The organism is Streptomyces sp. NBC_00523, from assembly GCF_036346615.1.
Classification (GTDB): domain Bacteria; phylum Actinomycetota; class Actinomycetes; order Streptomycetales; family Streptomycetaceae; genus Streptomyces.
On record NZ_CP107836.1, the window covers coordinates 3,525,453 to 3,538,451 of the forward strand.

The 12,999-nt window shown below is 73.4% G+C and carries 16 protein-coding genes; 11 read left to right on the forward strand and 5 right to left on the reverse strand.

Annotated features, from left to right (window positions below; genetic code table 11):
- Nucleotide 1 precedes the first annotated feature (1 nt).
- Entirely contained in the window at nucleotides 2–241 is a 240-nt protein-coding gene (locus OHS17_RS15920; protein WP_330312707.1) for a DUF4267 domain-containing protein, read from the forward strand.
- A 4-nt stretch (nucleotides 242–245) separates the two neighbouring features.
- On the opposite strand, the gene OHS17_RS15925 is transcribed toward OHS17_RS15920, so the two are convergent.
- Nucleotides 246–830 carry a GNAT family N-acetyltransferase gene (locus OHS17_RS15925; protein ID WP_330312708.1) on the reverse strand — a complete coding sequence of 195 codons (585 nt, stop codon included), beginning with the start codon at nucleotides 828–830 and terminating at the stop codon, nucleotides 246–248.
- Between the two features lie 47 nt (nucleotides 831–877).
- Complete coding sequence (locus tag OHS17_RS15930; RefSeq protein WP_330312709.1) at nucleotides 878–1,657, reverse strand: peptidoglycan recognition protein family protein; 780 nt, start codon at nucleotides 1,655–1,657, stop codon at nucleotides 878–880.
- A gap of 265 nt (nucleotides 1,658–1,922) precedes the next feature.
- Between OHS17_RS15930 and crcB (OHS17_RS15935) the strand changes: the two genes are divergently transcribed.
- From crcB (OHS17_RS15935) to crcB (OHS17_RS15945), 3 genes are read left to right on the forward strand one after another with little or no spacing between them, the layout of a single operon-like run.
- The gene (gene crcB, locus OHS17_RS15935) at nucleotides 1,923–2,342 is read left to right on the forward strand and encodes a fluoride efflux transporter CrcB (RefSeq protein WP_330312710.1); all 420 of its coding nucleotides are present in this window, start codon (nucleotides 1,923–1,925) and stop codon (nucleotides 2,340–2,342) included.
- Nucleotides 2,339–2,692 (forward strand): DUF190 domain-containing protein, encoded by a 354-nt coding sequence (locus OHS17_RS15940; protein ID WP_330312711.1) that lies wholly within the window; start codon nucleotides 2,339–2,341, stop codon nucleotides 2,690–2,692. The genes crcB (OHS17_RS15935) and OHS17_RS15940 overlap by 4 nt, the downstream gene beginning before the upstream one ends.
- Nucleotides 2,689–3,063, forward strand: a complete 375-nt coding sequence (crcB, locus tag OHS17_RS15945; RefSeq protein WP_330312712.1) for a fluoride efflux transporter CrcB — start codon at nucleotides 2,689–2,691, stop codon at nucleotides 3,061–3,063. The genes OHS17_RS15940 and crcB (OHS17_RS15945) overlap by 4 nt, the downstream gene beginning before the upstream one ends.
- Here the strand turns inward: crcB (OHS17_RS15945) and OHS17_RS15950 are convergent.
- Entirely contained in the window at nucleotides 3,035–4,477 is a 1,443-nt protein-coding gene (locus OHS17_RS15950) for a DEAD/DEAH box helicase (protein WP_330312713.1), read from the reverse strand. The genes crcB (OHS17_RS15945) and OHS17_RS15950 overlap by 29 nt on opposite strands.
- A gap of 478 nt (nucleotides 4,478–4,955) precedes the next feature.
- Here OHS17_RS15950 and OHS17_RS15955 point away from each other — a divergent pair, with 478 nt between their 5' ends.
- The 4 genes from OHS17_RS15955 to OHS17_RS15970 are packed head-to-tail and all read left to right on the forward strand — an operon-like array spanning nucleotide 4,956 to nucleotide 7,867.
- Nucleotides 4,956–5,402 (forward strand): hypothetical protein, encoded by a 447-nt coding sequence (locus OHS17_RS15955; RefSeq protein WP_161210275.1) that lies wholly within the window; start codon nucleotides 4,956–4,958, stop codon nucleotides 5,400–5,402.
- Nucleotides 5,403–5,405: 3 nt separating this feature from the next.
- Nucleotides 5,406–5,966 (forward strand): toxin, encoded by a 561-nt coding sequence (locus tag OHS17_RS15960; RefSeq protein WP_073863943.1) that lies wholly within the window; start codon nucleotides 5,406–5,408, stop codon nucleotides 5,964–5,966.
- A 48-nt stretch (nucleotides 5,967–6,014) separates the two neighbouring features.
- Nucleotides 6,015–7,262 carry an MAB_1171c family putative transporter gene (locus OHS17_RS15965; protein WP_330312714.1) on the forward strand — a complete coding sequence of 416 codons (1,248 nt, stop codon included), beginning with the start codon at nucleotides 6,015–6,017 and terminating at the stop codon, nucleotides 7,260–7,262.
- Nucleotides 7,259–7,867, forward strand: coding sequence for a hypothetical protein (locus OHS17_RS15970; protein ID WP_330312715.1), 609 nt, complete (start codon nucleotides 7,259–7,261; stop codon nucleotides 7,865–7,867). The genes OHS17_RS15965 and OHS17_RS15970 overlap by 4 nt, the downstream gene beginning before the upstream one ends.
- A gap of 30 nt (nucleotides 7,868–7,897) precedes the next feature.
- On the opposite strand, the gene OHS17_RS15975 is transcribed toward OHS17_RS15970, so the two are convergent.
- Complete coding sequence (locus tag OHS17_RS15975) at nucleotides 7,898–9,607, reverse strand: SpoIIE family protein phosphatase (protein WP_330312716.1); 1,710 nt, start codon at nucleotides 9,605–9,607, stop codon at nucleotides 7,898–7,900.
- A 104-nt stretch (nucleotides 9,608–9,711) separates the two neighbouring features.
- Nucleotides 9,712–10,464, reverse strand: a complete 753-nt coding sequence (locus tag OHS17_RS15980) for an AraC family transcriptional regulator (RefSeq protein WP_330312717.1) — start codon at nucleotides 10,462–10,464, stop codon at nucleotides 9,712–9,714.
- A 77-nt stretch (nucleotides 10,465–10,541) separates the two neighbouring features.
- Between OHS17_RS15980 and OHS17_RS15985 the strand changes: the two genes are divergently transcribed.
- From OHS17_RS15985 to OHS17_RS15995, 3 genes are all read left to right on the forward strand, one after another.
- Complete coding sequence (locus tag OHS17_RS15985; protein WP_330312718.1) at nucleotides 10,542–11,753, forward strand: MFS transporter; 1,212 nt, start codon at nucleotides 10,542–10,544, stop codon at nucleotides 11,751–11,753.
- Between the two features lie 82 nt (nucleotides 11,754–11,835).
- A complete protein-coding gene (locus OHS17_RS15990; RefSeq protein WP_330312719.1) occupies nucleotides 11,836–12,321 on the forward strand; it encodes a peroxiredoxin family protein in 486 nt (161 codons plus the stop codon).
- Between the two features lie 108 nt (nucleotides 12,322–12,429).
- The gene (locus OHS17_RS15995) at nucleotides 12,430–12,939 is read left to right on the forward strand and encodes a hypothetical protein (RefSeq protein ID WP_330312720.1); all 510 of its coding nucleotides are present in this window, start codon (nucleotides 12,430–12,432) and stop codon (nucleotides 12,937–12,939) included.
- Nucleotides 12,940–12,999 lie beyond the last annotated feature (60 nt).

A 12,999-nucleotide genomic window follows, 5' to 3' on the forward strand; every position in this document is an offset into this window, starting at 1 on the left:
CATGGGCCTGGTTATCGGTGTCCTGCTGGTCACGGGCCACCGCCGCGCCCTGGGCCTGGTGCTGCTGATGGAGGCCGTCGCCCCGTTCGGCGACATGGTCAACGTGCTGGCCCATGACGGACCGCTCTCCGCCGCGTTCGGCATCCACGGTCTGACCAGCGCGTTCATCGCGGTCACCGGACTGCTGACGCTGCGCGAGACCGGCCGGGCGCGCCCGGCCCCGGCGCCGCGGCCCGCCTGACCCGTCAGAGCCGCGCCGCGAGGCGGGCCTTCGCCTCCGGCCACTCGTCCGCGAGCAGCGAGAAGTACACCGTGTCGCGCCAACTCCCGTCCGGGCGGCGGCGGTGGCGGCGCAGGACGCCCTCATGGCGGGCGCCGAGGCGGGCGATCGCCTTCTGGGAGCGCTCGTTGAGGTGGTCGGTCTTCAACTGGACGCGGCCCATGCCCAGATCCTCGAAGGCGTGGCCGAGCAGGAGCAGCTTGGTCTCCGTGTTCACCGCGGAGCGCCAGTACGCGCGGCCGTACCAGGTCGAGCCGATCTCCAGGCGCTCGTGCGCCGCGTCGATGTCCAGGAAGGACGTCCAGCCGATGGCCCGTCCGGTGGCCAGGTGGACGACGGCGAAGGGGACGTACGAGGTGTTGGCGAGCATCGCGGCGAGCGCGGCCTCCATGTCCTCCCGGGTGCGGGGCACCGGGCCGCCGAGCCAGCGCCAGACCTCCTCGTCGCCCCCGCCCGCGGCGAAGAGGTCGTCCAGGTGGGCCGGGGCGAGCGGTTCGACGCGGACATGGCGACCGGTCAGGGTCACGGGGAGGGGGTGCGTGGCGGCCATACCCGCCACCCTACCCTCGTACGTACTAGCGGCAAACTACTTATGCACTAGTGCGTATTTCCCGCATCCTCCGTGTCCGCCTCACCCTCGCGCCCGGCCGCCGCGCGCATGGCCGCCGCCATCGACCGGATCTCGGGCAGCTCGTCGTACAGCGCCTGGCCGGGGCAGCTCGTCTGGTAGGTGTCGCGGTGGCCGGAGATGACGTTCAGCACGGCCACGTCGCCCTTGGGGTAGCGGCTCGCGTCGTTGGTCGAGCGCAGCCTCACCTTGCCGCGCGGGTCCTCGCCGGGGCGCAGCTTCCACGCCGCGAGGGTCGCCAGGGCCCGCACGACCGGGGCCGGGACCTTCTCGCCGTCGCGGTAGTCGCCCAGCACCGCGATGCCCACGCTGTCCGCGTTGAAGCCGGTGGTGTGGGCGCCGCGCACCGAGCGCGTGATGCCTCCGGCCCGGCCCTCGTAGATCGTGCCGCACCGGTCGACCAGGAAGTTGTAGCCGATGTCGTCCCAGCCCCGGCCCTTGATGTGGGCCTCCTCGACGTTCCGGATCAGCTCGGGCGCCTCGGCGCAGTCGTAGTCGTTGGTCTCGCCCGTGTGGTGGACGAAGACCGCGCGGACGGCGCCCGTGTAGGCGGCGCGTTCCCGGACGATGGACTCGTCCGCGTGCCAGGCCGTCCGGCTGACGATCACGGGCTGCGCCGCGGCCACCGCCCGGGTACTACGGGGGGCGGCGGGCGGCTCGGCCAGGATGTGGGGCACCGGGGCGTCCCGCGGCACCAGCAGAGCCAGCGGGAGGACCGCGGCACCCAGCCATATTCGGTGGGGCCACATGGCTCCACCCTGCGGCTATCCCGCCGGGCCCGCAGATGAGGTGGCCGATCGGGTGAAATCGCCCCGGACGGGGAATACCTCCGGGCCGCGTCCGGGCACCCGCCGGGCGGCGATATCCTGGGGGCAGCAGCGGGCCGGTGACGGCCGCCGCGCGGCGGTGGGGCCCGCCGTACCCGAACCGCGAGCGCTCATGCGCCGCCAACGGTCCCTACTTGCGCAGACGCGCGCCCGTAACCTTGCGGGCGCCCCGGCAGGTAGGAGACGTATGCCCGGCACCCTCACGAAGAACCCGCAGACCGCCGTCGTCGCCGTGGTCGCGCTCGGCGGCGCGACCGGCGCCTGCGCCCGCTACGGCGCCGGGCTCCTTTGGCCCACCGCGGCCGGCGGCTTCCCCTGGACGACCCTCGTGGTCAACGTCGTCGGCTGCGCGGTCATCGGCGTGTTCATGGTGGTGATCAGCGAGGTGTGGGCGGCGCACCGGCTGGTGAGACCGTTCTTCGGGACCGGGGTCCTCGGCGGGTTCACCACCTTCTCGACGTACGCGGTCGACATCGAACAGCTCGTGTCCAAGGACCGGGCCGGCACCGGACTGGTCTATCTCGGAGTAACACTGCTCGCGGCCCTCGCGGCGGTGTGGAGCGCGGTGTGGCTGACGCGCCGCGCACTGGCGTGGAGGCAGGCATGACGACATCCATGACCGAACCGGGCCTGCGGCTGACCGTGCTGGTCGGCGAGTCCGACAGCTGGCACCACCGGCCCGTCTACACGGAGATCGTGCACCGGGCGCATGCCGCCGGGCTGTCCGGCGCCAGCGTCTTCCGGGGCATCGAGGGCTTCGGCGCCCACTCGATGATCCACACCCAGCGGCTGCTGTCCCTGAGCGAGGACCTGCCGGTGGCGGTGGTGATCGTGGACGCGGAGGAGGCGGTACGGGCCTTCCTGCCGGAGATCGCCGAGCTGACCAACGGCTGCCCGGTCACGCTGGACGCCTGCGAGATCGTGCGGAACCCCGGGATACAGGGGGATCAGGAGTGAACTGGCTGCTCGTGATCGCCGGGGCGGCGGTCGGCGCCCCGGTGCGCTATCTCACCGACCGGGCCGTGCAGTCCCGCCACGACACGGTCTTCCCGTGGGGGACGTTCACCGTCAACATGGCCGGCTGCCTGATCCTGGGCACGCTGACCGGCGCGGTGGCGGCCGGGGCGGCCTCCTCGCACCTTCAGCTGCTGCTCGGGACCGGACTGTGCGGGGCGCTGACCACGTACTCCACGTTCAGCTACGAGACGCTGCGGCTCGCGGAGGACGGGGCCAGGTTCTACGCGGCGGCCAACGTCGTGGTCAGCGTCGTCATGGGCCTCGGCGCCGCCTTCGCGGGCGTCAGGCTCGCCGGGGCGGTCTGGGCCTGACCCGGCGCTCGGAGGGCGGCGCGGTGATGGTGACGGGCACGCCGGACGGGGCCTGCGCGCCGGTGATCCGGCTCAGCTCCTCGCCGCCGGAGCGGACCTCCGCGATCTGCGGGGTGATGCCCGCGTCGGCCATCAGCCGGGTCATGTCGCGGCGCTGGCTGGGCAGCACCAGCGTGACGACGCTGCCGGACTCCCCCGCCCGGGCGGTGCGGCCGCCCCGGTGCAGGTAGTCCTTGTGGTCGGCGGGCGGATCGACGTTGACGACGAGGTCCAGGTTGTCGATGTGGATGCCGCGCGCCGCGACGTTGGTCGCGACCAGGACCGAGACGTGCCCGGTCTTGAAGCGCTCCAGGGTGCGGTTGCGCTCCGGCTGCGCCTTCCCGCCGTGCAGGGCGGCCGCCCGGACCCCGCTGTTGAGGAGATGGGCCGTCAGCTCGTCCACCGCCTGCTTGGTGTCCAGGAACATGAGCACCCGGCCGTCGCGCGCCGCGATCTCCGTCGTGACGGCGAACTTGTCGGAGGGCCGTACGTGGAGCACGTGGTGCTCCATCGTCGTCACGGCGCCCGCGGCCGGGTCCACCGAGTGGACGACCGGGTCGTTCAGATAGCGCCGGACGAGCAGGTCGACGTCCCGGTCCAGGGTCGCCGAGAACAGCATGCGCTGGCCGCCCAGCGGGATCTGGTTGAGCAGCTGGGTGACCTGGGGCATGAACCCCAGGTCGGCCATCTGGTCCGCCTCGTCCAGCACCGTCACCTCGACCCGGTCCAGCACGCAGTCGCCGCGCTCGATGAGGTCCTTGAGGCGGCCCGGCGTGGCGACGACGACGTCGGTGCCCCCGCGCAGCGACGCCGTCTGGCGGCCGATCGACATCCCGCCGACGACGGTCGCCAGGCGCACCCGCAGCGGCTTCGCGTACGGGGTCAGCGCGGCGGTCACCTGCTGGGCCAGCTCGCGGGTGGGGACCAGGATCAGGGCGCGCGGATGCCGGGCCTCCGCGCGGTGCCCGGCCGTGCGGGCGAGCACCGCCAGGCCGAAGGCGAGGGTCTTCCCGGAACCGGTGCGGCCCCGGCCCAGCACATCGCGCCCGGCCAGCGAGTTCGGCAGGGTGGCCGCCTGGATCGGGAACGGCTCGGTGACGCCCTGCTCGGTCAGCGCCGCCAGCACGGCGTCGGGCAGGTCCAGTTCGACGAAGGACGCGACGGGGGGCAGCGCCGGGGTCTCGGTCCGCGGCAGCTCGTACTCGCCCTGCCGCGCCACGGGCTTGCGGCCCTTCCCGCCGAAGCGGCGGTCGGGGGCCCCGGAGCGGCCGGCGCCCCGGGTGCGGAAGCCGCCGCCCGCTCGGGCTCCCGGGGCACCCTGGCCACGGGAGCGGGAGGAACGGTCGTGCGGGCGGGGGGTGCGGTCGCGGCTCAAGCGGAACCTTTTCGTCGGGAGATGCGCGGCGTCCCGCGGCTCTTTCCGATGGTAACCGGGGCGGGTGCGGAGCGCGGGGCCCGAAAAAGACGCCCTGAACAAGGACACTGACCGGCCGGTCAGTTGATGCCGGACCGGGCAGGGGCCATAATGTTCGGGTAGCCCTTCACGCATCCCCCGTCGTGAAGGGCTACACCCCTTTGTGGGCGCGCGCGGCGGCGGCGCGCACCGGCGTCTTCACGGGCAAGGGACTCCCCTCGTGGCCCCCTGCCCATGTTTTTTCGAGTTAACAGTGACGTAGAGTGTTTGCGCAAGCCCGCTCCGGACACCGGATGAGAATGCTCCGCTTCACGCCACCTCCGGTCGCCCGCCCCCGGGAGCGTGGTCGGGGGTTCGTTACAGTACGAGCCCGTTGACCGAATCGAGCGCCGCCCGGAGCCGGACAGGGGTCCGCGGCGGACGTGAACGTGGGGGCCGGATGGACAACGGCGTAGAGCGCGCGCCGGATCTGCGGACGCTGCGCCAGAAGGTCGAGTACATGGTCGAGAAGACCTTCCCCGGCCGGAAGATCTCGGGCCGGTTCTTCGCCGACCTGGTCAGGGAGCGCGGCGGATCGCTCTCCCACAGCTACTTCTCCAACATCCTGGCCGGCAAGGTGACCCAGCCGTCCGAGGAGATCCTGAAGGCGCTCGGCCTGGGCTTCGGCGTGGACTGGCGGTTCTTCAAGGAGGAGTCGGAGGTCGTGGACGACGTCGTGGCCGGGCTCCAGTTCCTCGCCAAGCGGCGGACGGGCGAGATCAGCGGGCTCGCCGGGCGCGGGCTCGACGAGGAGGGGCTGCCGCCGGAGCTGCTGCAGTTCGCGATGTCCCTGCTGCGGGACGCCGAGGAGCGCACGCCCCCGGCCGGCGGCGGACAGCAGGGCTGAGCCATGTCCCTGCGGAAGCTGCGGCGGGAATGCGAGGAGGGGCTCGCGGAACTGCCGCTGCCCTCGCCGTTCTCCATACCCGGCCTGGTCGCCAACATGGAGGCGGCCCGGGGTCGGACCATCGTGCTGCACGAGATGCCCGACCGGCTGGCGCGCGTCAACGCCGCCTGCGGGCTGCGTCTGAAGAGCGGGGACACCAGCTTCGTGCTGTACCGCCGGCGCCCCACCGCGTACCAGACCCAGCACGTCATCCTGCACGAGCTGTGCCACGAGTGGTTCGACCACGGCACCTCGCTCGACGCGGAACAGCTCCGGCGGCTGCTGCCCGTCTTCGACACCTCGCTCATCTCCCGGATGGTCGGCCCGGACGCGGTGCTCACCCCGGACGCCGTGCAGGCGCGCGCGCAGTACGACACCCACGACGAACGCATGGCCGAATTCGGTGCCTCGCTGATCCCCCGGATGGCCCGGGACGTCACGAGCGATGACATGGTGGGGCGGCTCGCCAACTCGCTCTCGCGCCCGGTCGCCCACCGCCGCGGCGGCCTGTTCCGGCGTACGTAGGATCCGTACCGCCCGACCGCACTCCCCCCACCCCCGAGGACGTCCGCCGTGACCCCGCTCGACCTCGCCGGCTATCTCATAGCCGGCCTGATGACAGCCGTCGCCCTGTGGCGCATGCCGGCCGCCCTGTGGGGGGACGAGGAGGACCGGCGCCGCCGGGCGCTGTGGGGGTGTTACGCGGGATTCGCGCTGGCGCTCTGGACGAAGACCCGGTTCGTGCGCGTCGGACTCAACGACAGCCCGGTGACCGACCTGTCGGTCCTCATCAAGCACTACACCGCGACCATCGCGATTCTGGCCATTCTCAGCTACATCGTGGCGATCTACGGCCGGTACGAGGACGAGGGCGGCATCCCCCGGCACGTGCGGTTCGCCCGGCTCATCCAGCAGGTCGCGGCCAAGGCGTCGGTCGCCACCCTGGTGCTGCTCACCGTGCTGTTCTTCACCGTGGTCGACCGCTCCACGCCCTCGGACCGCTTCGTCGCGGACCACGCCGGGCAGTGGGGCGCCACGCTCTACATGAGCGTGTTCTACCTCTACCTCGGCGCCGCGTCCGCCGTCTGCGCGTACCAGTGGGCGCTGGCCACCGGGAGCGCCCGGATGCGCCATCTGCGCGTCGGGCTCGGGATGATGACATTCGCGATGTTCATCGGCGTCGGCTACACCGTCAGCCGGACGCTGTTCCTCTGGGTCAGCGTCGTGGACCGGCCGAGCGAGTCCTTCGCGCTGGACTTCGACGAGGTCACCGAGGCCGCCCAGGTCGTCCTCTTCCTCTTCTTCGCGGTCGGCGCCTCCATCCCGGCCCTGAGCAACGTCCGCCGCCGGGCCAAGCTCTGGCGGGCGCAGGCCCGGCTGCACGGCCTCTGGTACGCGCTGATGACCGCCTTCCCGGACCAGCCCTTCGAGCCGCCGCGCCCGCTGCTGCGGGAGCTCACGCGCTTCGACACCCCGGCCGACCTGCGCGTCGACCGCTGGACGGCGGACATCGCGGACGCGGTCGAGAAGCTGCGCCACTACGCGCCGGACACCCTGCTGCCCGCCGCCGAGGCCGCCGCCGGGACCGGTTCCGGCTCGCCGCTCGCCGACGCCTACTGGATCAAGGCGGCGCTGATCGCGCGGGACGCCGGGGCGCCGGCCGGGGAGGCGGCGGCCTTCTCCGCCCAGCACGCCACCGACCAGGACGGTGAGGTCGCCTGGCTGGTCCGGGTCGCGGCGGCCTACCGGACGGTGACCCCGGAGCGGGCCCGTCAGATCCTCGACACCTGTGACACCGCGGGCAAGGAGCAGCCGGCATGACCACCACCGACGCCACCGACAGCACGGCGGCCTCCCCCGACCACGCCCTCGCGCGGCGGGTGACCGACGTCCTCCAGCCCCGCAACGTGCTGCTCGTCGGCATGCTCGCCATCGGCCTCGCGGCGGCCGGGGAGTGGACCGGGCTGCTCTGGGGGCTGCTCGGCGCGCTGTGCGCGGGGATCGTGCCCGCCGGGTACATCGAGTGGGAGCGCGGGCGCGGCACCTGGGGCGACCGCCACGTCGTGGACCGCACCAAGCGGGCGCCCATCTTCTTCGTGATCCTGGGTTCCATCGGCGCCGGTTCGGCGGTCATGGTGCTGGGCGGGGCGCCCACCGGCATCCTGGCCGCGATGCTCGCGCTGTGGGCGATGACGGTCGTGCTGCTGGCGGTCAACACGGTGTGGAAGATCTCCGTGGACGCCTCCGTGGCCTCGGCGGTGGTCGCCCTGCTGGCCGCCGTCCACTCGCCGTGGTGGCTCTGCGCGTACGCGATGGCGGCCGCGGTCTCCTGGTCGCGGGTGGCGCTCGGCTACCACACGGTCGGCCAGGTCACGGCGGGTACGGCGCTGGGCGCGGCGACGGCGACGGCGTTCCTGTTCGTGTGACGACGCCGGAGCCCGGGCGGCGTGCCCCGCTCAGGCCTCCAGGACCGTGGCCTCCGGCTCCTCCCGGGTCCGCGAGGCCATGACCGCGATGTCGTCCTCGGCACCGGGCCCGAAGCGTTCGAGCACCCGGTCCAGGAAGGTCTCCAGATCGCCGTTGTCCGGCAGGGCCAGTTCCCCCAGCCGGGCGACGCTCGCGTCGATGTCCTCGCCCCGCCGCTCCACGAGCCCGTCGGTGTACATGAACAGCACCGTGCCCGGGCCGCACTCCATCACCGTCGACCGGTAGCCGCCGAACCCGGTGCCGAGCGGCGGGGCCGCCGGTACGTCGCAGATCCGGGTGCCCGCCGGGCCGGGGTCGAGGAAGACCGGCGGCAGGTGGCCCGCGCTCGCCACCTCGCACAGCCCGCCGTCCGCGTTCACCACGGCGAGCAGGCAGGTCGCCGCCCGGTCTATCCCGGAGCGCTCCACCATGCGGTCCAGCTGTTCCAGGATGCGGTGCGGGGGCAGTTCCTCGTCGGCGAGGAGGCGCAGCAGCGAGCGGTAGTGGCTCATCGCGACGGCCGCCTCCACGCCGTGCCCCATGACGTCGCCCATCGCCTTGAGGTGCCGCCCGTCGGGCAGCGGGATGACGTCGAACCAGTCGCCGCCCACCAGGACGCTGCGGTCGGCCGGCAGATAGCGGGTGGCGACCTCGATGTGCGGGTGGGGCGGCCGGGGCTCGGAGAGCAGGGAGCGCTGGAGCTCCAGGGCGATGGTGTGCTCGTGGGTGAAGCGGCGGGCGTGGTCGAGATGGACGGCCGCCCGCCCGGCGAGCTCCCGCGCCACCACCACGTCGTCGTCCGAGAAGACGGGCGAGCCGCCGGCCCGGAGCAGGCCGAGCACGCCGATCGGGGCGCCGCGCACCGAGATCGGCACGGCGACCGCCGAGTGCAGCCCGAGCTCCCCGTAGGCGGCGACGCGCTCCGGGTTGGGCGCCACGCGGCTCAGCCGCTCGGCGTCGGTGAGGTCCTCGACCACGGGCTGGTTGGTGGCCAGGCAGCGCGGTACGGCGGCCTCCTCCTGGTAGTCGATGTAGTCGCCGGCCACCCCGAAGCGGGCGACGCCCCGGCTCAGTCCGCGTACCGCCGACATGGCCGCCCGGCGCAGCCGGACCACGTCGGGCGGCGCCGGGCGCACCGGCGGGGCGACGTCCGGCGGGAAGACCTCGACGGTGGCGACGTCGGCGAGCCCCGGCACGACGAGGTCGGCCAGCTCGGCGCAGGTGGTGTCCATGTCGAGGGTGGTGCCGATGCGGGTGTTCGCGCTGTCGAGGAGGGAGAGGTGGCGCTGGGCCTGGGCGAACCGGCGCTGTTCGTCGTCGGCCATGACCTCCAGCACGATCCCGACGACGCCGACGACCCGGCCGTCCGCCTCCAGGCGGTGGTAGGCCCCGTGCCAGTAGACCCGGGCGGTCCCGGACTCGGCGGGCAGCCGGCCGCTGGAGGTGACCTCGCGGGCCCGGCCGTCAGCGAGCACGGCGCGCATCAGGTCCTCGCGGGCGTCGATGTCGGGCAGCACCTCGCTGGGGCGGCGGCCGATGTGGGCGGCGGGCGGGATGCCGTTGTGCCGTACGAGGGACGGATTGACGTACAGATAGCGCAGCTCGGTGTCGAACACGGCCACGCCCGCCGTCGTGCCGTCGAGCACGGCGGCGAGCGCCGTGACGTCGATGGACGGCGGATGGTGGGCGTGCACCGGCAAGACGAACCTCCTGGGGCAGGGCGCGGGCCGCCTGCTGCCCGGCCCTTCATCCTCGGTCGCCCCGCGCGCTCCCGCATCCGCAGACCGCCGGGTGGCGGCAGGTACTAGCTCGTGCTTGCCGCGTACGAGCCCGGGGTGGTGCCGAAGGCGTGGCGGAAGGACTGGATGAAGGCGCTGGGGCCGCTGTAGCCGCAGGCCACCGCCACCGAGGTGACCGAGCCGCCCGAGGCGAGCAGGGTCAGCGCGTGGTGCAGGCGGAGCTGGGTGCGCCACTGCGGGAACGACATCCCGGTCTCCACGCGGAAGAGCCGGCTCAGGGTGCGGGGCGCCGCGCCGACGGCCGCGCCCAGCTCGGTGAGGGTCCGCCCGTCCGCCGGGTCGTCCTGGAGGATGCGGGCGATGTCGCGCAGCCGGGCGTCGGCCGGGGTGGGCAGGCAGACGCCGAGCGGTTCGACCCGGCGCAGCTGGTCGAGTGCGACGCGCTCCAGGTTGCGCCGGCGGCGCGCGTCGCCGGCGAGCTCCGTGTCGTCGGTCAGGCAGGCCACGACCTCGCGCAGCAGCGGGGTGACGGCGAGGACGGTCGGCCGGTCGAGCCGGAGCGGATTGTCGGCCGGGGCGAAGCTGAGCGCCCGCAGCTCGGTCGGCCCGTACGCGAGGTGCGCGTGGACGACGCCCGCCGGGATCCAGACCGCCCGGTGCGGGGGCACGGCCCAGACACCGAGCGGGGTGGCGACTTCGAGCACCCCGCGCGAGGGGCAGATGAGCTGGTGCTCCAGGTGATGGTGGCTCCCGATGCGCTCCTGGTGCGCGAGCGGAACCCGGGCGGGGCCGTGCAGCGTGCGGCCGGTTGGCGACATAACCAGGCAGATTATCGCTAGCCCGCTGCCCGGGCCGCCCGGAATCCTCGAAGGGACCTTCGAGGAGGAGCACCTTCATGACCACCGACAACGCCGCGCGGGCCGGGGCCCCGCCCGCCGACGCCGCGCCCGCCGGGTCCGCCGCCGCACCCGTGTCCGCCTGGCGGCGGATGCGCATGTGGGGCGCCGCGCACGCCGTGGACGACCTCTACCAGGGCCTCGTGCCCGCCTGCGTCCCGTACTTCGTGCTCGACCGGGGCTACAGCTATGTCGCCGCCTCCGGGCTGACCCTCGCGGCGGCCCTCGGCAGTTCGGTGCCGCAGCCGTTCATCGGCCTCGCGGTGGACCGCTACCGGCTGCCCCGGCTGGCGCCCGCCGGGCTCGCCGTCGCCGGGATCGGGCTCGGCCTGTCCGGCCTGGTGCGGCCGTACGCCGCCGTCTGGCTGCTGATCCTGCTCTCCGGGCTCGGCGTGGCGATGTTCCACCCGGCGGCGGGCAAGGCGGCCCGGGAGGCGGCGGGCGACAGCGCGTCCGCGATGAGCGTCTTCGCGGCGGGCGGCAGCGTCGGCTTCTTCCTGGCCCCGGTGCTCGCGACCCCGGCGCTGGTCGCGATGGGGGTCGGGGCGACGGCGCTGTTCATCCCGCCCGCCGTGCTGATGGCGTTCGTCCTGCTCCGGCACCGCCCGGCCGCCGCCCCCGCGCGCAGGGCCGGACGGGCGGGGCGGGACCGGTGGCGGCCGTTCTTCTTCCTCACCGGGATCGAGGTGGTGCGCTCGGTGGCGTTCTTCGGCGCGATCACCTTCATCGAGCTGTTCTGGATCCGCCATCTCCATTCGGGCCGGGGCGTCGCCGGGGTCGCGCTCGCCTGCTTCCTGGTCGGCGGGGTCGCCGGCACGCTGCTCGGCGGCCGGATCGCGGACCGCGTCGGCATGGTCCGTACGGTGCAGCTGGGCGGTCTCGCCGCCGTGCCGGCCCTGGTCGCGCTGCGGCTGACCCCCGGCACCCTGCTGCCGCTGGTCTTCGCGGTCCTGGCGGGGCTGGCGCTCAACGTGCCGTTCGCCGTCCTGGTGAAGCTGGGTCAGGACTACCTGCCGGGGCGCCCGGGCACGGCGGCCGGGGTCACGCTGGGCCTCGCCGTCAGCATCGGGGGGCTGATCGCCCCGGCGCTGGGCGCGGCGGCGCAGACGTACGGGCCGCAGGGCGTGTTCACGATCCTGTGCGCCATCCCCGTACCGGCCGTGCTCCTCGGGTTGTTCCTCACCGAACCGGAACCGTCCCCGGGTGGCTGACCGTCCCCTGTGACGGAGGCATGCTGTACGCGACACGGGCGGCACCACCGCCGCCCGGGCGCAGCACACCGAAGGGCACGCCATGGGATCGTCACCGCAACTGGGATCGGCCGTACCGGACTTCACGCTCCCCGGTGGTGTGCTCGCCGGGGACGCCTTCGAGCGGCGCGACTACGCGCTCGCGGAGGCGCGCGGCCGGGCCCTGGTCCTCGCCTTCTACCCGGGCGACAACACCACCGTGTGCACGAAGCAGTTGTGCGCGTACTCCTCGGGCATGGAGACCTTCGAGAAGCTGGACGCGGAGGTGTGGGGGATCAGTCCCCAGGGTGTGGACAGCCACGAGTCGTTCGCCCGCGCCCATGGGCTGCGCATGCCGCTGCTGGCGGACCCGGGCCGGGAGACCGCCCGGGCCTTCGGCGTCGCGGCGCCCGGGATCGGGGTGCGGCGCGCCGTCTTCCTGATCGACGCGGAGGGGGTGCTGCGGTGGAAGCACGTGGCGCTGCTGGGGGCGACGTTCCAGTCCCTGGACACCCTCTCCGACCAGTTGTCCGGCATCAACAGCAAGTAAAAGATTGCCGGGTTCCGGCAATGTCGTCCGGGGGGTGCGTATGGGACCATCCAGCCAGTTCGACGGAAAAGCAGCACAGGGATCAACGGGGCCGGGAGGGGTGATCGGATGACCGTGTTTCTCGGCCTCGGCATCGCGGGGGTCGCCCTGCTCGCCCTGTCGCTGGTCTTCGACGGGATCCTGGAGGGCCTTTTCGGAGGCCTGCTGGAGGGCCTGTTCAGCGGGCTCGTCTCCCTTCCGGTGATCGCGGGCTTCCTGTCGATGCTCGGCTTCGGCGGCGCCATCGTGCTCGGCACGACCGGCGCGGGCACCCTCGTCGCCACCGTGGCGGGGGCCGCGGCCGGAGTCGCCGCAGCCCTGTTGACCTGGAAGTTCAGCCGCGCCCTGATGCGGGACCAGACCGACTCGACCCCGCGCGGCGAGGACCTGGTCGGCACGTCGGGCTCGGTGGTCACCGCGATCCCGGCCGACGGCTACGGCGAGGTCCTGCTCCGCCTCGGCGGCCACCTCGTGAAGCTGTCCGCGAGGAGCACGGTGCCCGTCGCGCGCGGCGCCGAGGTATGGGTCGAGGCGTCGCTCTCCAGCACGTCGGTGTCGGTCCGTCCCGTCGAACGCTGACCGGTACGCCCGGCACCATCACCGCTCGTCTCACGACTGCCCCCGTCAGGAGGCAGAGGG